The following is an 18,429-nucleotide window of genomic DNA, read 5'->3' on the forward strand; positions in this document are numbered from 1 at the left end:
TAGTGGTGCTTTGTGAAAGCCGTTCAATTAAAATAAGTTGATGTCACACCACAATAAATGGGTTGTGGTGTGCTTCTTTTTACAGAGCTAGTTTATGCAAAATGTATTGAAATTGATTCCGGTTGCTTGTTGTATGCTGTTGCTCTCATGTGGCAATCGCACAGCACATAAGGCATTGCAAAACACACCGCCAGAGGTGCTTAAAAAAATCTATTACGATGGGGTTGAAGACGATTTACTAACGGCAGGACTGGGCCTTGCTGGTTTGCGCTCAACAGCGCCGGAAATTCCGCAACAGCCAAGTGCTGCCAGTTTGCGTCAAGCCAGTTATTACCATCAGTTTAAGGCTTTGAATGACCTCAGCACAACAGGCGGTTTCGGTACCTTGTATGGCTTTGATGAAAATCAAAATCCCATCGCTGGCCATGAATATTGGGGCCAAAGAAGTGTTGCAGAAGGGGTCTTCCATACCGTGGTTTTTCAACTACCCGACACATTCAATGCTGACCAAGCTTGTTTAGTGGTTGCGCCTTCCAGTGGTTCAAGGAATGTACTCGGTGCAGTTGGTACCAGTGGGTCATGGGCGCTGACCCAAGGCTGTGCTGTGGTCTATACTGACAAAGGAACAGGAACGCAGGTGGCATTGGATAACAACCGAACTTATCAAATTGACGGTTTGATTGATGAAAATCGAGACACCGCCACTGATAAGCTGTTAGAAAACACTCAATTAGCAACCGCCAGTAAACTGCATGTGGTGCAAAAACACCCTTATTCACAGCTTCATCCAGAGCAGCATTGGGGGACTTTTGTGCTTGATGCCGCGCAATTTGGCCTGGACTTGTTACAACAAGAAAAAGGCCTGACAAGAAACGAAATAAAAGTCATCGCTGCCAGTGTATCCAATGGTGGTGCTGCGGTATTGCGAGCAGCAGAAAGTGATGTATTGGGATTGATTGATGCGGTGGTGGCCGCCGAGCCACAAATAAATTTGCAGCATCAATATGATTTGAAAAATCGCAGGGGAATCAACAGCATAACAACCAAACCATTGATTGAATTGTCGATGAATATGAGTCTGTTTGAACCCTGTGCGGCATTGTCTGAATCGTTGAATGGATCGCCATTTAAGCACAACACTGTATTGATTCAAGAGTTACAAAAATCTCGTTGTGCTGCGCTTAATCAGTTGGGTTATTTGGCAGCAACAGATTTAGCAGCTCAAATTGATGAAGCATTGAAAAAGATTGAACAGCTCAAAATCGAACAAGCCGCCATGCAATTAAGTCAAGTGAATACCTTGGCCAATATGTGGGCAGCAATCAATCACACATACAGCAACAGTTATTTACAAACAACGGCGCTAGATAATTTGTGTCAATCAGCCATGAGTGCATTCACGACACAAGGCGTGCCTCGGGTATTGTCAGCAGCTGAAATCACTGGCATGTTTGCCCTGTCCAACGGCATTGCGCCCAGTAATGGAGTGGAGTTGGCACACAGCAACCAACACAATGAAGTTCAGTCACGGATGATATTGGCCACTGGCTTTGGCCTTGAATCTCAATCTTGTTTTTATCAACTATTGGATGATGCCAACATGCAAGCGGCGATAGAATCGATCAAAGCCCAGCCAGAAAAAAATCAAGTGCCAACCATTGTCTTACACGGCCAAGCCGACGGCACGGTCGCGATAAACCACGCCAGTCGGGCTTATTATCATCGCAATCAAAGCAGTCATGATGCCAACCAAAGCATGCGATATTATGAGATTGAAAATGCGCAACATTTCGATGCGTTTTTGGCCTATCCAGGTTTTAATCAGCAGTTTGTGCCAATGCACCCATATTTTGAACAAGCCCTGGAGTTGATGCATGCGCATTTGTTTTCAGCCTATGCATTGCCTGAGAGTCAATTGATTAAGACTGAACCCAGGGGCGTGATTGAAGGACAAGTGCCTGCCCTGAGCCAATCAAACATTCCTCGCATTAAACGGCAAGCAATGGATCGAATCACAGTGAAGCAACAACAATTGGAGATTGAATGAAACCCATGCGAGTATTCATCACAGGGGCCAGCAGCGGTATCGGTAAAGGCATTGCGCAACATTTGGCACCGGACCATGAGGTCATCATTTCAGACTGTTCAGCAGCAGCCATCAAGCAAGCACAGCAAGATTTGAAACGGCAAGGATGTCATGTGGAAGCGCAGGTTTTCGATGTGTGTGACGCCACTGATTTGGCTCAACTTAGAAAAATGGCAGATGAAAATAGGATTGATGTGTTGATTAACAATGCTGGCATTCAATATGTTAAGCCACTGGAAGAATTCCCGCCTGAAAAGTGGCAACAACTCATCAATGTGATGTTGGTTGGTCCTGCCATGACCACCCGAGCGGTTTTGCCGGCCATGAAAGCCAATAATTTTGGTCGGATCATCAATATTGGTTCAGTTCACTCCTTGGTGGCATCGGCCTACAAAAGTGCTTATGTGGCTGCCAAGCATGGTTTACTGGGTTTGGCTAAAACCGTGGCACTTGAAGTGGCTGCGGCCAATATCACCATCAACACCCTGTGCCCTGGTTATGTAGATACGGACATGGTGCGTGACCAAATTAAGCAACAAGCCGAGGCCCACCAAATTCCTGAATCAACCGTAATCAATGACATCATGTTAAAGAGCATGCCGAAAAAAGAATTCATTGAAATCAGTGAGTTGGCTGGCACTGTGGCTTTTTTAATGGGCCCTTATGCGAAAAACATCACGGCTCAAGCCATTACTTTAGATGGTGGATGGACGGCCCGCTAAATAACCTTGAGAGGTTGTTTTGATTATATGAGCTAGCAGTTGAATCAACTGAGCTGTTCAAGACTCCACCTTGGATAGGCTTTGATCAATGCATTTTGTGCGGTGACTTTGTGGGTGAACCGCATGGCTCCAGCGAAGGCAATCATGGCGCCGTTGTCTGAACAGTATTTCATAGATGGAAAATAAGATTTGAAGCGATGTTTTTGACCCATGACAGCCAAAGTTTCACGCAAAGCAATGTTGGCGCTGACACCACCAGAAATAACCAATTCTTGGTGACCTGTTTGTTTGATGGCTCGCAAACATTTTTTGGTCAGGGTATCAACCACAGCCAGTTGAAAACAAGCGGCAATGTCGGCTTTCAGCTGTTGTGTTTCGGCTTCGTTTTTACAATCATCTTGTGCTTTTTCCCATGCCACACGGGTGTGGGTTTTTAAGCCAGAAAAGCTGAAATCCAATCCAGGGCGATTCATCATTGGTCGTGGAAACTTAAAGCGAGTGGCATCACCTTGTGCCGCCAATTCGGCGATGTAACGTCCACCAGGATAGGGCAAGCCCAATAATTTAGCCGTTTTATCAAAGGCTTCACCAGCGGCATCATCCAAGGTGTCTCCCAGAATTTTATAATCGCCTAAACTTTGTACATCGACTAATAAGGTGTGTCCGCCTGAAACCAACAAACACAAGAAAGGAAATTCAGGTTTGTCAGTCTCCAACAATGGCGCCAATAAATGGCCTTCCATGTGATGAACCTCGATGGCTGGTAAATCCAAGGCCCAGGCCAATGATTTACCAACACATGCACCGACCAATAATGCACCCACCAAGCCAGGACCAGCGGTATAAGCGACGGCATCCAAATCTTTGAGTTGTAGATTGGCTTCTTGACAGGCTTGTTGAATCAATGGCACTATTTTTCTGACATGATCGCGTGATGCGAGTTCTGGCACCACGCCACCATATTGTGCATGAAGTTCGATTTGACTGTACAACTGGTCGGCAATCAAGCCATGTTCAGTGTCATAAATGGCAATCCCCGTCTCATCACAGGAAGATTCAATTCCAAGGATTTTCATTGTTCATTCCAATGCATAACCACCTCATCCAAATCAGGTCGTTGTCGATCCAAGGGTTCATCAGCACAGCTTCCAATATAGAGGTAGCCTGCAACAAACTCTTTTTCACCCAGACCCATGGCTTGTTGCGCATTTTTATCCAAACATGACCAACCAGTCACCCATTGGCTGGCATAGCCCAAAGAGCCAGCAGCGATGTTGATGTTTTGACACACCGCTCCGGCGGACAGTATTTGTTCAACTTCAGGGGTTTTGTGTTCAATCGGTGAAGCCACCACCACAATCACCAGCGGGGCTCGCATGAAACAATCTTTTTCGATTTCCACTTGAATGCCCATGACGGCTTCTTTTTGCGCTTTGACTTCAGCCAACTTTTCACCAAAGGCACGCCGTGCATCGCCTTGTAACACCAGCAGGCGCCAAGGTTCTAATTTGCGGTGATCAGGCACGCGGGTCGCTATGGTCAAAATGGTTTCTAGTTCCTGTGCATTGGGACCAGGTTCCACCATGTTTTTGATTAACACTGAACGGCGGTTGAGCATGAATTGTGTGACTGATTTGTTTTGTGGGTTCATCTGATTACTTCTTATTTAAAGTTTTTATCTGGCTTATTATAAAGGATAGTTGCAGTCCACTAAACCATCTCACAAAAAGATTATGTATGAGAATTAATTTAGCTGGGTTAAACTGCAATTGATGAATAACTATCATTTCAAATGTGCTTGTGAGCAGACTGCATTTAATGTGCTTGGTCAGCCGCAATTCAGGATGTTGTGCCACTGTACCATTTGTCAAAAATTCAACGCGGCGCCACGTGCTGATATTTTGGTGTATAAAATGTCTCAAGTAACCATGCCAGCTGATGGTGTGGTTAGCTTCAGTACCTTCAAACGACCGCCGAATGTACAACGGGGAAAATGTGTTCAATGTGGCCAAGCCGCCATCGAAGTATTTAATATGCCGTTGATGCCTAAATTGGTGCTGGTGCCAGTTGGTATGGTGGACAGATCAGCTGAAATACCAGAACCCAAGGCGCACATGTTTTATGACAAGCGTCTGGCCGACGCCCAAGATGATATACCCAAACACCAAGGATTTATCCCGAGTCAATGGGCGTTTTTTAAATACTTGTGGTTTCCCAAGCGCAGTTAGCAGCTCGATCTAATTCAAGCTTAGCTTCCGATTTTGTCCAGCTTCAGAATCAATAAATATTATCATGATGGTTTTTTAAGTGAATCAAACCATGCAAAATACTTCATTCCAAATCAAAGCATTGGATGCAGCACTGCTAGATCCTTATTTTAAAATGAATGAATCAGAACTGCAGCGTCATAACGCAAGATGGGTCACTGCAGATGCTGACCCTGGATACCCATGTAGGGTTTCATTGCAAGATGCCAAAATCGGCGAAAGGGTTTTGTTGTTCCCGTACAATCACCACGATGTGTCATCACCTTATCGGGCTGCAGGCCCTGTTTTTGTCAGAGAACTTGCCGTGACTGCAAATCCAGCCATCAACCAAATACCAGATATGTTGCGCCATCGAAACCTGTCAATGAGGGCTTATGACCGTGCTGGCATGATGATTGCTGCGGCTGTGGTGGCAGGTGAGGCTTTGGAAGCAGCCATGGTTGAGATGTTGCAACAGCCAAAGATTGAATATATTCACCTTCACAATGCCGGACCTGGCTGTTTTCATTGTGCTGTTGTGCGTGCTTGAAATAGGGGTTGAATTGCATTCAATACTCAGTTTTATCAAGCTTATTTGCCCAGGCTTTGAACACTTCAAGGGCGTCTTTTTGTGCCACTTGTTGGAAGGGTATTTTTCTTTGATTGATGGGTGTTTCGATTTCGTCGTAGATAAATTGGTCATCAAAAGCGATGTCGGCAGCATCTTGTTTGTTACAGCCATAATAAACTTTTTTCGGTCGTGCCCAATAGATGGCACCCAAGCACATGGGGCAGGGTTCGCATGAGGTGTAAATCACACAATCATCCAATTGAAAGGTGCCCAGTTTTTCACAGGCGGCTCTGATTGCGGTTACCTCTGCGTGTGCAGTCGGATCATTGGTCGAGGTGACCTTGTTCCAGCCTTCGGCAATGATTTGATTGTCTCGGACCACCACGGCCCCAAACGGGCCGCCAGCACCGCTGTCCATCCCAGCACGGGCCAGTTCAATGGCGCGTTGCATAAATTCTACGTGTCTATTTTCCATAGAGTCTATGATAAATTGTATCTAATTTATTGCAATGCTTTTATGTTTGATTTGATTCAGCTGCCAGCTTTTTAGCCACCGTTTCTGGGGAGCTGGTGTTGCGCGCCAATAAACTATAGGCCACAGGTAGAATAAACAAAGTAAACACTGTAGCAGCCACCACTCCAAACAAGATCACTGTGCCAATCACAATGCGGGTTTCCGCTCCAGCTCCAGTAGCCAATATCAATGGCAAGGAGCCGGCAATGGTGGTTAAACCGGTCATCACTATCGGTCTGAATCTGACTTTTGAGGCGGTTAAGGTGGCACGATTGAAATTGTAATTCATGTCCCGCAATTGATTGGCAAATTCGACAATCAAAATACCATTCTTGGTGGCCAGACCAATCAAAATAATCAACCCAATTTGTGAATATATGTTGATGGAACCACCCAATAACAACAGCCCCAATAAACCGCCGCCCATCGCCAACGGCACTGTCAGCATAATCACAAAGGGGTGTACATAGCTTTCAAATTGTGCGGCCAACACCAAGAACACCACAATGAGACCCAGTACAAAAACAAAAATAACGGACGAACCTGATTCCATAAAGTCTCGGCTTTGGCCTTTATAATCAGTGATGGCATGGTCAGGCAAATGTTCATCAACCATGCGATCTAAATAACTCAAGGCTTGGCCTAAACTATACCCTTCGGCTAAGTTGGCTTCTAAAGTGATGGACCTGACTCGGTTGTAACGTGCCAGGCTATCCGCCGCGCCGTATTCTTTGATGCTGATCATATTGGACAAAGGCAACAACTCGCCTGAACGTTGTGACCTGACATAAATATTTTCAATGTCACTGAAGGATTTTTGTTGGCTGCGTTCGCCTTCTAAAATGACATCGTACTCTTCGCCATTGTCTATATAGGTGGTGACGTTTCGACCTGAAAGCATGGTTTGTAAGGTCCTGCCAATTTCATTCACCCGCACACCTAAATCAGCAGCAGCATCATAATCAATGTTGAAGTCAATCTGCGGCCGGGTTTCCTTATACCCGCTGTCCAGCCCAATTAAACCAGGATTATAGGCGTTGATTTTTGCAAATAAAATATCACGCCATTCACTCAGTTCCTCGTAACTGTCTCCACCCAATACAAATTGAATTGGCTTGCCAGTCCCGCCCCCCAGACCTTGACGCATCAACGGAAATGTTCTGACACCAGGTAATGCAGACAAATCTTTACGGATTTCGTCCATCACGGTGAAAGCCGAGCGACGTTCACCCCAAGTGTCCATTTTTGCAATGATGATGCCACTGTTGAATGACTCGATGCCACCGAATGATCTTGGTGAGCGAACCAATAAACGGTCGAACTCACCACTGTCTACATATTTCATCAGGCGTGATTCAATTTCAGTCATGTACTCTTCCATGTATTGAAAAGTTGCGCCTTCAGGGCCGTCTACTCGCACAAAAAAGGCACCACGGTCTTCTTTGGGTGAAAATTCTTGAGCTATTTTGGGGTAAATAAATACTGTGCCAGCCAATAAAACCGCGAAAACCAAAAACATATAGATGGGTTTGCGCATAGATTTAACCAGGATGCTGATGTATTTTTTACGCGTGCCATTGATCACTCGATTGGTGGCTTGGAGGATGCGACCTTTGTTGGTTTTGGATTTCAATAATTTTGAAGCCAACATCGGTGATAAGGTCAATGCCACGATGGATGAGAAAGTAACAGCGGCAGCAATGGTCAATGAAAACTCAGTGAACAGACGACCAATGTCACCATCCAAAAAAGTGATGGGGACAAAGACTGCCACCAGTACCAAGGTGGTAGCAATCACTGCAAAACCCACTTGTCTTGAGCCGCGGTATGCAGCCACCAAGGGTGTTTCGCCTTTTTCTTGCATGCGCCTTACGATGTTTTCCAGTACCACAATGGCATCATCCACCACCAATCCAATGGCCAGGACCAAGGCCAGTAAAGTCAGTAAATTGATGGAAAAGCCCAACGCATTGATCACTATAAATGTTGCAATGATAGAGACAGGGACGGTAACCGCTGGAATCATCATGGCACGTAAATTACCCAAGAATAAAAAGATCACCAACACCACAAAACCAATGGCCACAAACAAGGTGAAATAGACTTCCTTGATGGCTGCTTCAATAAATATTGAGGCATCGTAACTTTGTTCAATGGTCATGCCATCGGGTAAGTCTTGGTTAAGTTTAGCCGTCAAGGCTTTGACCGATCTGGCCACATCAATGGTGTTGGCATTCGATTGTTTGATGACACCGATACCGACCATCGGAATGCCGTTACCACGAAAAATGGTGCGGTCTTCTTCCAAGCCTAATTCAACCCTGGCCACATCACCTAAACGGACCAAGTAACCGTTTTCTCCTTTGGCTAAGACCAGTTTTGCAAAATCCTCAGGTTGGTTGAAGTTACGAGTGACTCGGGCTTTGAATAATCTTTGTTCAGACTCCAAACGACCTGCCGGCAATTCAATGTTTTCGGCCCGCAAGGCCTGTTCGATGTCTGCAACACTGAGGTTCCGAGCAGCCAAAGACATGCGATCAACCCAAATGCGCATGGCGTAGCGTAAGCCACCGCCGACCCGCACACGGGCCACGCCATCAAGGGTTGAGTATTGGTCAACCAAATAACGTTGTGCAAAATCGGTGATTTCAGGGACGGACAGTTTGCTGCTGGCCAGGTTTTGCCAAATCACCACATCATTTGAACTGTCCACTTTCTGTACTTCGGGTGGTTCGGCTTCTTCGGGCAGGTTGTCTTGTATGCCTGCGATGCGATCTCGCACATCGTTGGCCGCTGAGTCAATGTCACGACTGATGGAAAATTCGATGGTTACATTGGATTCACCATCGCTGGAATTTGATTCGATGAATTCAATGCCTTCAATGCCTGAGATGCGATCTTCAACAATTTCGGTCACACGGGTTTCTACCACATTGGCAGGCGCCCCTGGGTAATTGACTTCAACAGTGACCACCGGTGGATCAATGTCTGGGTATTCACGCAGAGACAAACGATCAAACGCCACCAAACCAAAAGCAATCAATAACAATGAGATGACCGAAGCAAAAACCGGTCTTTTGACCGAAATGTCAGAAATTAACATGGTTTAAATCCCTTCTTCTGTAGCGCTTTGTGAGGTCTTTTTTTCAGCCAACAGTTCTACCAAGGTTTCCTTGTTTTTTTTATCAGCCACCACTTCTACTGGATCACCATCTTTGATTTTTAAAGTACCGTGAATCACCACTTGATCACCTGCATCTAAGCCTGAGTGGATTTCAAGCTTGCCACCGTATCGAGTACCAATGGTGACCTGGGTTTCTGCCACTGTGCTGTGCTGGTTATCATTCACTATTTTAAATACTTTTTGTTCATTGGTTGATGCTGTGATGGCTTCTTCAGGAATCAGTAAACTGGTCCTGGGTTGGGTGGCCAGCTGTATGCGCATCAAGATACCTGGTTTAAGCAATTGATTGGGGTTTTCAATAATGGCTCGAACCACCACAGAGCGTGTCACTGGATTGATGCGACTGTTGATGCTGGCAATTACGCCACTGAATTTCTGGTCAGGAAATGCCAAGGTTTGGGCCTCAATTTTTAAGCCTTTGCTGAGGTATGATAAATGCCTTTCAGGAACCGAAAAATCCATCTTCATGGTGACATCATCGTCTAATGTGGCCAGCTCAATACCGGGTTGTGCCAAAGTGCCTACACTGATGTCGAGTAAACCCAATACCCCATCAAAAGGCGCTTTGATCAGACGTTTGTCGATTTGTGATTTGATGCCTCTGATTCGCGCTTCAGCTACACTGACAATGCTGTTTTGTGCGTCCAAGGCACTTTTTGATGTCGCGTTTTGAGCTGCCAATGGTTTCAATCTTTTTACCAGTCTTCGGGCTTCACCCACCCTGGCTTGTTCTTCTTGTAACAAGGCTTGTTCGTCGGAAGTATCCATGGTGACCAGCAAATCGCCTCGCTTAACCCGTTCGCCATCACTGAAATGCACCTCAGTGACTAACTCAGTTACGGTAGATGTTATGGTCACGCTGTTGTTGGCTTTCAGGGTGCCCAGCGCTTCAACCACATCATAAAACTCTTGGTTGACTGCAGTGGCTGTTATCACGGGTGTGACGGTGTTGTCTTGTGCTTTGGCAAAGCAAGTCACTAGCCATAATGCTGTGATGACAATGAATGGGTGGGTTTTAAATTGTATGGGATTCATGGCTTAATCTAAATCAAAGGTCGTCACATTGTATTTTTACATATGTCGACAGCTTGTGAAGGAATAATTGAATGGATTTATAACATCACATTGTGCAAAAAAAATGAACAGCAAAAAAAAAAGCATTTTGCTATACTGATGTTCGATCAAAAAATAGTGGGACAATATGACGATAACGGTGGGCTTTGTAAAAGAGCGTAATGAAGGTGAGTCGCGTGTGGCCATGGTGCCAGAAACGGCAGAGAAAATTCTTAAACTGGGTTGGCAAGTTTTGTTTGAACCTGATGCGGGTGTATCAGCTGGCTTTCCCAATGAAGCCTATCCTGAAATGTGTCAAATGGCCAAAAAGCGTAACGACGTGTTGAATGCCGCTGATGTATTGGTCGGTGTTGATGCCTTGTCCGATGAAGACTTGAAAGAAATTAAAAATGATTCGGTGGTTGTTGGTATGGTTTCGCCGTACCAAAATCAACAGCGATTTGATCAAGCCGTGGCTAAAAACATCACGGTATTTTCCATGGAATTGATACCTCGAACTTCTCGGGCACAAGCAATGGATGTGTTGTCATCTCAGGCTTCTGTGGCAGGCTATAAAGCCGTGCTTTTGGCCGCCAGTGAAGCCCCCAGATTTTTCCCAATGTTAACCACCGCTGCCGGCACCATTCGCCCAGCTTCGGTTTTGGTGATTGGGGCTGGAGTGGCCGGATTGCAAGCGATGGCCACGGCCAGGCGTTTGGGTGCCAATGTCACCGGTTATGACGTCAGGCCTGAAACGGTGGAACAAATCAAATCATTGGGCGCCAAGTTTTTGGACTTGGGCGTCGAGGCAGTGGGCGAAGGTGGCTATGCCCGTGCTTTGACTGATGAAGAAAAACTCACACAGCAACAAAATTTAGCCAAACACCTGACTTCTGTAGACGTGCTGATCACAACCGCAGCGGTTCCAGGTCGGCCCGCACCACGCATCATTACCGCGGAGATGGTTGATGCGATGAAGGCTGGCAGTGTGATTGTTGATTTGGGCGCCGAAGGTGGCGGTAATTGTGAGCCGACAGAATTGGGTGTGACCAAGTTGGTGAACAACGTCAAAGTGATTGGGCCGAAAAATTTACCAGCCACAGTGCCACTGCATGCCAGCGAGATGTATTCACGCAATGTCTGGAATTTACTGAATTTGATGAACCATGAAGGTGAGTTTGTGATTAATTGGGAAGACGATATTTTAGCCGGTTGTGCAGTCACCAGAGAGGGTGCCGTGGTACATCCAGCAGTAACAGGAATTAAGGAAGGCGGAGACAAATCATGATAGACGGTTTTATTGCTTTGTATATATTCGCACTTGCAGCGATTTTGGGGTTTGAAATCATCAGAAAAGTACCGGTGGTTTTGCACACGCCATTGATGTCTGGTTCAAATTTTATTCACGGCATTGTTTTGGTCGGTGCGATGATTGCTTTGGGCCATGCCGACACCACTTTGGAAAAAGTGTTTGGTTTCATCGCAGTGTTCTTGGGCGCAGGTAATGCCGCCGGCGGGTATGTGGTGACTGAGCGGATGTTAGAAATGTTTAAGCCGCGGGTCAAAAAAGATGACAGCCAAGACAATCAAGGAGGTCAATGATGGAATTTATCAATGAATACCTCCCCTATGTGATCAAAGGCTCGTATTTTTTAGCTGCCATCTTATTTATCACCGGTCTGCGCCGCATGAGCGCGCCAGGCACCGCCAGAGGCGGCATTGTTTGGGCTGGTTTGGGTATGTTGATCGCCACCATAGCGACCTTTTTATTACCAGACATGCACAACATGGTGTTGATTTTGGCCGCCTTGGTGTCATCCACAGTGCTGGCTTGGGTCAGTGGCAAAAAAGTGGCCATGACAGACATGCCACAAATGGTGGCTCTGTACAATGGTATGGGTGGTGGTTCAGCGGCCTTTATTGGTGCCATGGCCTTGTTCAATGCAGTCGACCACATGGGTGCTTGTACGGCAGGGACCCTGGTCGATACGGCGTCATCACATGATTGTTTGTCTGGTGTCAGCATGGTGTTCGCCATTGTTGGTGTTTACATTGGTGCCATATCACTCAGCGGATCATTGGTGGCCTTTGGAAAACTACAGGGCTGGATTGATAAACGTTTTACCTTCCCTGGACAAAACATTTTCAATGGTCTGGTCGGCATAGGCACCTTGGTATTGGGCTTGTATTTAACCCAAGACCTGAATCCTCACTACATTTGGATTTTCTTTGGTTTGTCTTTGTTGCTCGGTTTGTTGATGACATTACCGATTGGTGGTGCGGATATGCCGGTGGTGATTTCTTTGTACAATGCATTCACGGGTTTGGCAGTTTCATTCGAAGGTTTTGTGTTACAAAACGAGGCGATGATCATCGCTGGTATGTTGGTCGGTGCAGCCGGTACCATGCTCACCCAACACATGGCCAAAGCGATGAATCGATCTTTGGGTTCGGTGTTATTTGGATCCATGGGAGGCTCTGGTGGTGCCGCCATTGAAGGTGAGATGAAAGAGATTCAGGCGCAAGACGCATCGATTCAAATGGCTTTCGCTGACCGTGTTATTGTGATTCCAGGTTATGGCATGGCCGTGGCTCAAGCACAACATAAGTTATGGGAAATGACACAAATATTAATGGACAAAGGGGTCGATGTGAAATTTGCCATTCATCCAGTGGCCGGTCGTATGCCGGGTCACATGAATGTGCTGTTGGCAGAAGCAGGGGTCCCCTACGATCTGATTGAGGACATGGAAGACATCAATTCACAGTTCAAGCAAGCTGATGTGGCCTTGGTGATTGGTGCCAATGATGTGGTCAATCCGGTGGCCAAAACCGATCCGCAAAGTCCGATATACGGCATGCCCATTCTGAATGTCGATGAAGCCAAAAATTCCATTGTGATTAAACGCGGTAAAGGCACCGGTTTCGCCGGCATCCAAAATGCCTTGTTCTTCGCCGACAACAACAAGATGCTCTATGGTGATGCGCAGGATGCGATTGCGCAGTTGATTCAGGGTTTGAAGGCGCTTTAATGGCACAGTAATAAACAGCCCAGTGAGTTCACTGGGCTGATTCGCGCTTCAGACCTTCTCTGAGAAATCAATTCAGGTGATTGATTGCCTTAAATTCCTCAGTCTGGCTTGACTCAATCCATAGCGGTTTTATTATGTAGATTACTTTGCTGGGTGCTGATCAGATGTCAGCAGTGAATCCCACAGTTGCGATTCAGCCATTGGTTAAAATAAATGGCGTGATTTTGGTTTTAACTGGTTATACCTAATAAATAACCGGAAAACCCAATGAAAAAAACTGTCTTTATACGCATCCATCCTTTCATATTATGTTGTTTGTTCCTGTCTGTGGCTGTTGATGCCAGTACATCCAATGTCACTCCCAATCAGTTTAACCACAATCAATGGTTGAACCAGTTAGGGTCAATTGAGCAGGCCAAGTTGTTGGCAGATGATGGCATGGCGACTGATTATTTTGGGGCTGCTGTAAGCCTATCTGGAAACTGGGCTGTGGTTGGTTCAATTCGTCATGATGCTGTGGCGAATGATGCTGGTGCTGCTTATGTCTATGAATTTGATGGCAGTTTTTGGGTGTTCAAACAAAAACTTACAGCTGATGATGGGGCCAGCAATGATCAATTTGGTTACGCAGTCAGTATTTCAGGTGAACAAATCATGGTCAGTGCCATTCGCGACGATGACAACAACGGTGACTCGGGTTCAGTGTATGTATTTGGTTTTGATCATAATGCCAACAATTGGGTACAAACTCAAAAACTGTTGGCTTCAGATGGCAGCAACGGTCATTGGTTCGGTTTTTCCATCAGCATACAAAACAACCGTGCCATGATTGCGGCCAACCATGAAAATCAGTTGGGCTCCAATGCGGGTGCTGTATATGAGTTTAATTATGTGGCTGACACATGGCAGGAAGGTCAAAAGTTGTTGGCCAGTGATGGTGATACACTCGATCAGTTTGGTCAATCGGTGAGTTTGTCTGGAGACCGACTGTTGGTTGGGGCTTTTTACCATGATGTCAATGCCGAACCGGTTGGTGCAGCATATGTGTTTGATTTCGATGCCTCCAGCAGCAGTTGGCTTGAAAGTCAAAAGCTGCTTTCACCGAACCCTGAATCAGACGGCTATTTTGGTTTTTCAGTCAGCTTGTCTGGGGATCGAGCATTGATTGGAGCCCATCAAGAGACGGGCGGTGCTGGCGTTACGGGTTCGGCGTATTTGTTTGATTTTGATGGCAATGATTGGAACCTGACACAACACTTGACTGGTGATGCCAATGGTTCAGGTGGACAGTTTGGTATTTCGGTTGGTTTGTTGGGTAACCGGGCCTTGGTGGGCGCCAGTCGCGAAGCCTACAATGGCTTCAATTCAGGTTCGGCCTATGTGTTTGATTTAATCGGTAACACTTGGCTCAATTCTGAGCAATTGACTGCTGCCGATAATGCATCCAGAGATGAATTTGGGGTGTCGCTGAGTGTCTTAGGAGGTCAAGTCATTATTGGTGCTCACAGGGATGGTGATCAAGGCAGTGATTCGGGTTCCGCATATGTATTTGATGTGCCTTTTCCACTGGCTTTGCAATTGACTGGCTTGGCCCCCGGTAATTCTGTGGTGTTACAAAACAATGCAGCTGACGATCTGCAGGTTGATGAAAATGGTCTGGTGGTCTTTCCAACGGCTTTGTTTGAAGGAACGGGGTATGATGTGACTGTGGCGGTGCAGCCCACTTCGCCCAACCAAAGCTGTGTCGTTAATCAAGGTGTTGGGGTGGTGAGCCAGTATGGTATCAGTGGAATCACTGTGGTTTGTGTGACCACGCCATATTTTGTTGCTGGCATGGTTGATGGTCTTTTCGATGACAACCCAATGGTGTTACACAACAATGGATCAGACCCACTAACCATCAATCAAGATGGCTCCTTCGTGTTTGCAATACCCGTGGATGACCAACAGACTTACGAGGTCACCATCAACAACCCGCCAGTCGATCCCATCCAACCCTGTGTAGTCACCCAAGGTCAAGGCGTGATACAAGGTGGTGATGTGACTGATGTCAGGATTGATTGCGCAGTTGGTGGTGATTTGATTTATCGTGGTGGATTTGAATAATCGTGTCTGTATGGCGCTTACACTACTTTCATTAAATTGTATTCCAACCTGAATACATGGAAACCATTGATGTGGTAATAATTCAATTCTGCATGGTTGTCATGACAGAGTTGGCGACAAATATGCAAACCCAAACCTGTGCCTCGGTTGTGGGTGGTGAAAAAAGGCTCGAATAAGTTTTTGGTTTTCTTGCCATCAAAGGCAGTTCCTTTGTTCTTGAAGTCAATCACTTGCCCGCGTACGATGATTTGTAATTCCTTGTTTTCACCATGTTTGATGGCATTAGAAGCTAAGTTCCAAATAACCTGCTTGAAGTGGTCAGGATCAAATTGAATGGTGGCCTCTTTGGGGGCGACGATTTGGATGTTTTTTGCTTCGACATTGACTTCTTGAATCAATTGTTGTTTGACCTCAGACAGTTGGTTGAACAACAGCAGCTCTTGTGGTTTGGCTGTTTTGCGTCTAGACATTTGTAAGATGTCTTCAATGATGTGATTGGCTCTGCGGGTTTGATTGACTATGATTTCACTGATTTGTTTGTCTTGGTCTTGTAAGTCTGGTGATTCAGTCAACAATTCAGCGGCTGTACTGATGGCGGCCAGTGGGTTTCTGATTTCATGCGCAATTGAGCTGGATAATTTGCCCAGAGAGGCCAGGTTCAATTGTTGAGCGGCCTTTTTTAAAAAACTGGAATCTTCAATGAACAAAACGCCAAAATTCTTTTCTTCACTGACGCTGGCTTTGCGCAGGTACAAATCCATGCCATTGGGTGCGTGATACACCATGCCATCCTTGTTGCTCTCGATGTATTTTAAGATGTCTTCGGGGAAGAAAATAATGTCTTCCACGCCCAATAATTTTTTAGCCGATTCATTGGCATGTAGGATCACATGGTCTTGTTGATAAATAATCACACCATTGGTTAATTTTTCAATGATGATTTGATTCATGTCCTCTAAGCCGCTGATGGTTTGTCTTTGGCTTTTGTACATTTGTAAGGTGCTGGTGTATGAAATGGATTGTCTGATACCCACCAAGGCGATGACAAAATAACCCAGGGCATGCAGCAGTTTGTTTGAATCAGAAACTTCTTCTTGGCGGCTGAAATTAACAATTTCAGGCAAGTACCACAACAAGATCGCGGCTGTTAATGGTGCCAATAAGATATAGATGGCTTTGCGATACAAGATGGCGGCTGAACCAATGGCCAACACCGGTAAAATGGCCAAGCCTTGTTGAAACCCATTGATGGCGAAAGCCAAATATATCAAAACAAACAAGTCAAGGAACAGGATGACTTTACTCAGTAAAATGGCATTGTTCTGTTTTGAAACATAGGTGATGATCATGATAAGGACGGATATCGCCGCATAAATGATCACCACATTTTCAACCATATAGTGGTAATTGGTGGAATCAAAAAATTTACTGATCAGGTCATTGTTGATCAGCATGAGAAAGAACAAGCTGATAAACAGCCTGAATAAATTCAGGTACCTGAGGTTCTTTCTCTCTAGTTGAAAAAGCAGTTCTTGGGTGTCATTCCTTATCATTGACTTGAGCGTAACTCAGCACACTGCTTTTGATTTGTTTGGTCCAATACTGTTGGCCATCTTTGCCTTTCACTTGAATATTTAATCGCCGGTCGGTGCGAGGGCCGGTAAATGACATTTTACAGTAGTTGTGTTGGTTGACCAGAGAGCCTTTGACCAATCTGGGGTTATCAAAATCGCCGCCAGATTTGCTGGAGTGCGTTCCAGCCGTAAAGGGAGAGCAGGTCATTTCATACAAAGGGTAGGCGCCAGGTCTTTCGGCTTTCAACATTTCTGTGTGGTGTTTGTCACCACTGAGAAAAATGACGCCAGTGATTTTATTGTCATCCAACCACTGAATGAATGGGTCTCTTTCATGGCGGTATTTATCCCAGCCCTCATAAGCGTGGTAATTGTTGAGCATTTGTCCGCCACCAACAATGAATTTGAAGGGGGCGTAAGATGCCAATAAACTGTTTTTCAACCAATCAAGTTGCGCTTTGCCATAAAAGATTTTATCTGGCCCATCAATGGCATTTTCGTGCGACTTGTTGTAGCGGTTGTCCATCAAGAAAAAGTCTACATCATTGTAACTGACTTTGGTGAACACGCCCTCTTGTTCTGGCATCCCATAGCTGGGGTTGGCCCAAAACTTTTTGAATATGTTCAAGGTTTTTTGTTTGAAGGGAAACTCTGAACCTGAATTGTTGGGGCCAAAGTCATGGTCATCCCAAGTGGCGTAATTGGCAAACTTATTAAAGACGGCTTGTAAATGGGGTTGTTGGCGGTCGCGCACCACTCGGTGGATTAAGTTTTGTTCGGCAGCAAAGTCGACTTCACGGTAATACCAGTTGTCGCCGATCCAAATCATCACTTCAGCATCTTCAGTGGCCATTTGGTCAAAAATTTCATGCTCACTGCCATACGGTTTACCGGGACGGTCATAAATGGTTTCATTTTCAAAGTTACATGAGCCTGCCAAAACCGAGAAATCAGGTGGATCGGTTCGCCATTGCCACAGGGTTTGGGTGGTGAAAGAATAAGTGGTCAATGGTTTTGACTTTTTGTTGTTGATTTTGAAAAAATAATTGTAACGCGTGGCGGGCTCTAAACCAGACAGCTTAAAGGTGTGGGTGTTGCCATAGTCTGTATCCACTTTGGCTGACAAAGATTGTTTGTTCTTGGGTTTGTCCGATTCCCAGTAAGTAATTGATACCTGACCATTTTCTGGAGATTGCACCCAAATATTGGCACCCCGCAATGCCACATGACCAAGTAAAGGACCCGCTGACAATTGTTTGCTTTGGCTGTCAAGGGTAAAGAGCAATATAGATAATATAATGAGTGTTTTCATGGTTTATATGTTACTGTTTTTAACGGAAT

15 protein-coding genes are annotated in these 18,429 nt (G+C 45.6%); 8 read left to right on the top strand and 7 right to left on the bottom strand.

Annotated features, from left to right (window positions below; all coding sequences use genetic code 11):
- Positions 1 to 94: 94 nt before the first annotated feature.
- Both CCS90_RS02825 and CCS90_RS02830 read left to right on the top strand, forming a co-directional pair.
- Positions 95 to 2,047, top strand: coding sequence for a 3-hydroxybutyrate oligomer hydrolase family protein (locus tag CCS90_RS02825; protein ID WP_099017983.1), 1,953 nt, complete (start codon positions 95 to 97; stop codon positions 2,045 to 2,047).
- A 5-nt stretch (positions 2,048 to 2,052) separates the two neighbouring features.
- Entirely contained in the window at positions 2,053 to 2,808 is a 756-nt protein-coding gene (locus CCS90_RS02830; RefSeq protein ID WP_442757005.1) for a 3-hydroxybutyrate dehydrogenase, read from the top strand.
- A gap of 44 nt (positions 2,809 to 2,852) precedes the next feature.
- Here the strand turns inward: CCS90_RS02830 and tsaD are convergent, their stop codons facing one another.
- Both tsaD and CCS90_RS02840 read right to left on the bottom strand, forming a co-directional pair.
- A complete protein-coding gene (gene tsaD, locus CCS90_RS02835) occupies positions 2,853 to 3,884 on the bottom strand; it encodes a tRNA (adenosine(37)-N6)-threonylcarbamoyltransferase complex transferase subunit TsaD (RefSeq protein ID WP_099017985.1) in 1,032 nt (343 codons plus the stop codon).
- Positions 3,881 to 4,459, bottom strand: a complete 579-nt coding sequence (locus CCS90_RS02840; RefSeq protein WP_211336950.1) for a nitroreductase family protein — start codon at positions 4,457 to 4,459, stop codon at positions 3,881 to 3,883. Before CCS90_RS02840 ends, tsaD begins: the two co-directional genes overlap by 4 nt.
- 121 nt (positions 4,460 to 4,580) lie before the next feature.
- Here CCS90_RS02840 and CCS90_RS02845 point away from each other — a divergent pair, with 121 nt between their 5' ends.
- Together CCS90_RS02845 and CCS90_RS02850 are read left to right on the top strand one after the other, a co-directional pair.
- Positions 4,581 to 5,036 carry a GFA family protein gene (locus tag CCS90_RS02845; protein WP_099017986.1) on the top strand — a complete coding sequence of 152 codons (456 nt, stop codon included), beginning with the start codon at positions 4,581 to 4,583 and terminating at the stop codon, positions 5,034 to 5,036.
- Between the two features lie 91 nt (positions 5,037 to 5,127).
- A complete protein-coding gene (locus tag CCS90_RS02850) occupies positions 5,128 to 5,604 on the top strand; it encodes a DUF1203 domain-containing protein (protein WP_099017987.1) in 477 nt (158 codons plus the stop codon).
- Positions 5,605 to 5,623: 19 nt separating this feature from the next.
- Here CCS90_RS02850 and CCS90_RS02855 read toward each other — a convergent pair whose 3' ends face one another.
- From CCS90_RS02855 to CCS90_RS02865, 3 genes are read right to left on the bottom strand one after another with little or no spacing between them, the layout of a single operon-like run.
- Positions 5,624 to 6,100, bottom strand: coding sequence for a nucleoside deaminase (locus tag CCS90_RS02855; protein WP_099017988.1), 477 nt, complete (start codon positions 6,098 to 6,100; stop codon positions 5,624 to 5,626).
- A 40-nt stretch (positions 6,101 to 6,140) separates the two neighbouring features.
- Complete coding sequence (locus tag CCS90_RS02860; RefSeq protein ID WP_099017989.1) at positions 6,141 to 9,242, bottom strand: efflux RND transporter permease subunit; 3,102 nt, start codon at positions 9,240 to 9,242, stop codon at positions 6,141 to 6,143.
- A 3-nt stretch (positions 9,243 to 9,245) separates the two neighbouring features.
- Complete coding sequence (locus tag CCS90_RS02865; protein WP_099017990.1) at positions 9,246 to 10,358, bottom strand: efflux RND transporter periplasmic adaptor subunit; 1,113 nt, start codon at positions 10,356 to 10,358, stop codon at positions 9,246 to 9,248.
- 166 nt (positions 10,359 to 10,524) lie between these two features.
- On the opposite strand from CCS90_RS02865, the gene CCS90_RS02870 reads away from it, so the two are divergent.
- From CCS90_RS02870 to CCS90_RS02885, 4 genes are all read left to right on the top strand, one after another.
- Positions 10,525 to 11,664: a Re/Si-specific NAD(P)(+) transhydrogenase subunit alpha gene (locus CCS90_RS02870; protein ID WP_099017991.1), complete on the top strand. Its 1,140-nt coding sequence runs from the start codon at positions 10,525 to 10,527 to the stop codon at positions 11,662 to 11,664.
- Positions 11,661 to 11,978, top strand: coding sequence for an NAD(P) transhydrogenase subunit alpha part 2 (locus CCS90_RS02875; RefSeq protein ID WP_099017992.1), 318 nt, complete (start codon positions 11,661 to 11,663; stop codon positions 11,976 to 11,978). The genes CCS90_RS02870 and CCS90_RS02875 overlap by 4 nt, the downstream gene beginning before the upstream one ends.
- Positions 11,978 to 13,408, top strand: coding sequence for an NAD(P)(+) transhydrogenase (Re/Si-specific) subunit beta (locus CCS90_RS02880; RefSeq protein WP_211336948.1), 1,431 nt, complete (start codon positions 11,978 to 11,980; stop codon positions 13,406 to 13,408). The genes CCS90_RS02875 and CCS90_RS02880 overlap by 1 nt, the downstream gene beginning before the upstream one ends.
- A 267-nt stretch (positions 13,409 to 13,675) precedes the next feature.
- Positions 13,676 to 15,514, top strand: coding sequence for an FG-GAP repeat protein (locus CCS90_RS02885; protein WP_099017994.1), 1,839 nt, complete (start codon positions 13,676 to 13,678; stop codon positions 15,512 to 15,514).
- Positions 15,515 to 15,531: 17 nt separating this feature from the next.
- Here the strand turns inward: CCS90_RS02885 and CCS90_RS02890 are convergent, their stop codons facing one another.
- Together CCS90_RS02890 and CCS90_RS02895 are read right to left on the bottom strand one after the other, a co-directional pair.
- Positions 15,532 to 17,067, bottom strand: coding sequence for a sensor histidine kinase (locus CCS90_RS02890; protein WP_099017995.1), 1,536 nt, complete (start codon positions 17,065 to 17,067; stop codon positions 15,532 to 15,534).
- Positions 17,054 to 18,400, bottom strand: coding sequence for an alkaline phosphatase D family protein (locus CCS90_RS02895; protein WP_099017996.1), 1,347 nt, complete (start codon positions 18,398 to 18,400; stop codon positions 17,054 to 17,056). The genes CCS90_RS02890 and CCS90_RS02895 overlap by 14 nt, the downstream gene beginning before the upstream one ends.
- Between the last annotated feature and the right edge of the window lie 29 nt (positions 18,401 to 18,429).

It is taken from the genome of Marinicella litoralis (genome assembly GCF_002591915.1).
Taxonomy (GTDB): domain Bacteria; phylum Pseudomonadota; class Gammaproteobacteria; order Xanthomonadales; family Marinicellaceae; genus Marinicella; species Marinicella litoralis.

Bases quoted from the DNA above. Each gene is read 5' to 3' on its own strand.
- CCS90_RS02825 (WP_099017983.1), top strand. From the start codon at position 95: ATGCAAAATGTATTGAAATTGATTCCGGTTGCTTGTTGTATGCTGTTG.
- CCS90_RS02830 (WP_442757005.1), top strand. From the start codon at position 2,053: ATGCGAGTATTCATCACAGGGGCCAGCAGCGGTATCGGTAAAGGCATT.
- tsaD (WP_099017985.1), bottom strand. From the start codon at position 3,884: ATGAAAATCCTTGGAATTGAATCTTCCTGTGATGAGACGGGGATTGCC.
- CCS90_RS02840 (WP_211336950.1), bottom strand. From the start codon at position 4,459: ATGAACCCACAAAACAAATCAGTCACACAATTCATGCTCAACCGCCGT.
- CCS90_RS02845 (WP_099017986.1), top strand. From the start codon at position 4,581: ATGAATAACTATCATTTCAAATGTGCTTGTGAGCAGACTGCATTTAAT.
- CCS90_RS02850 (WP_099017987.1), top strand. From the start codon at position 5,128: ATGCAAAATACTTCATTCCAAATCAAAGCATTGGATGCAGCACTGCTA.
- CCS90_RS02855 (WP_099017988.1), bottom strand. From the start codon at position 6,100: ATGGAAAATAGACACGTAGAATTTATGCAACGCGCCATTGAACTGGCC.
- CCS90_RS02860 (WP_099017989.1), bottom strand. From the start codon at position 9,242: ATGTTAATTTCTGACATTTCGGTCAAAAGACCGGTTTTTGCTTCGGTC.
- CCS90_RS02865 (WP_099017990.1), bottom strand. From the start codon at position 10,358: ATGAATCCCATACAATTTAAAACCCACCCATTCATTGTCATCACAGCA.
- CCS90_RS02870 (WP_099017991.1), top strand. From the start codon at position 10,525: ATGACGATAACGGTGGGCTTTGTAAAAGAGCGTAATGAAGGTGAGTCG.
- CCS90_RS02875 (WP_099017992.1), top strand. From the start codon at position 11,661: ATGATAGACGGTTTTATTGCTTTGTATATATTCGCACTTGCAGCGATT.
- CCS90_RS02880 (WP_211336948.1), top strand. From the start codon at position 11,978: ATGGAATTTATCAATGAATACCTCCCCTATGTGATCAAAGGCTCGTAT.
- CCS90_RS02885 (WP_099017994.1), top strand. From the start codon at position 13,676: ATGAAAAAAACTGTCTTTATACGCATCCATCCTTTCATATTATGTTGT.
- CCS90_RS02890 (WP_099017995.1), bottom strand. From the start codon at position 17,067: ATGATAAGGAATGACACCCAAGAACTGCTTTTTCAACTAGAGAGAAAG.
- CCS90_RS02895 (WP_099017996.1), bottom strand. From the start codon at position 18,400: ATGAAAACACTCATTATATTATCTATATTGCTCTTTACCCTTGACAGC.